Source organism: Brevundimonas denitrificans, from assembly GCF_030160755.1.
In the GTDB taxonomy this organism is placed as follows: Bacteria; Pseudomonadota; Alphaproteobacteria; order Caulobacterales; family Caulobacteraceae; genus Brevundimonas; species Brevundimonas denitrificans.
In genome coordinates, this window is sequence record NZ_BSOY01000184.1 from 1 (window position 1) to 696 (window position 696).

The following is a 696-nucleotide window of genomic DNA, read 5'->3' on the forward strand; positions in this document are numbered from 1 at the left end:
TGACCTTGACGGCACCCTTGTCGGCAAGGCTGAAGAAGCCGCCGGTCATGGCAGTGACGCCAAAATCGATATCGCCGGACGCAATGGCAACCGCGACGGGCTGGGCGGCCTGGAAGAATTTCAGTTCAACATCCAGACCTTCTTCCTTGAAGTAACCTTTTTCATAGGCGATGAAGGACGGCGCGTGGGACGTGAAGCGCAGGGCCCCGATGGTGATCTTGTCGTCTGCCTGTGCAGCACCGGCAAAACCGGAGGCCAGAACAGCGCCTGCAAGTGCGCCAAACAGGGAACGGCGCGTCATGGCACCAAGATTGAATTTCAGCATTGTAAAGGGACCTCCCTCAAGGATTTGATTTTGCACCAAATTACGTCATTGGTGGGCGCCAATCAATTGGAGTTTTTGCCTTTGATGTAAAAATATGAAAGTTGTTTTAAATCAGAATTTTGTCTTATTTTCTTTGTGTGATTTACGAGGTTTGGTCAGTCTCCTGAAAATGTCAGACGGGCAGGGCGGTTGTGAATTTTATTTCTTCCATGGCGAAGTTGGAGCTGACATCCGACAGGCTGATGGACTGGATCAGGCGGCGATAGAAATTGTCATAGGATGCAATGTCCGGCACCACCACTTTCAGCAGGTAATCCACATCTCCGCTCATGCGATAAAATTCCATGATCTCGGGGAACTGATCCACGGTT

2 protein-coding genes are annotated in these 696 nt (G+C 50.6%); both read right to left on the minus strand.

From position 1 onward, the window contains the following. Positions 1-325: ABC transporter substrate-binding protein (locus tag QQJ79_RS15655; protein WP_284223854.1), on the minus strand; the 325-nt coding region annotated here is incomplete at its 3' end. Between the two features lie 172 nt (positions 326-497). After that, on the minus strand, positions 498-696 hold a 199-nt coding region (locus QQJ79_RS15660; RefSeq protein ID WP_284223855.1), incomplete at its 5' end, for an Lrp/AsnC ligand binding domain-containing protein.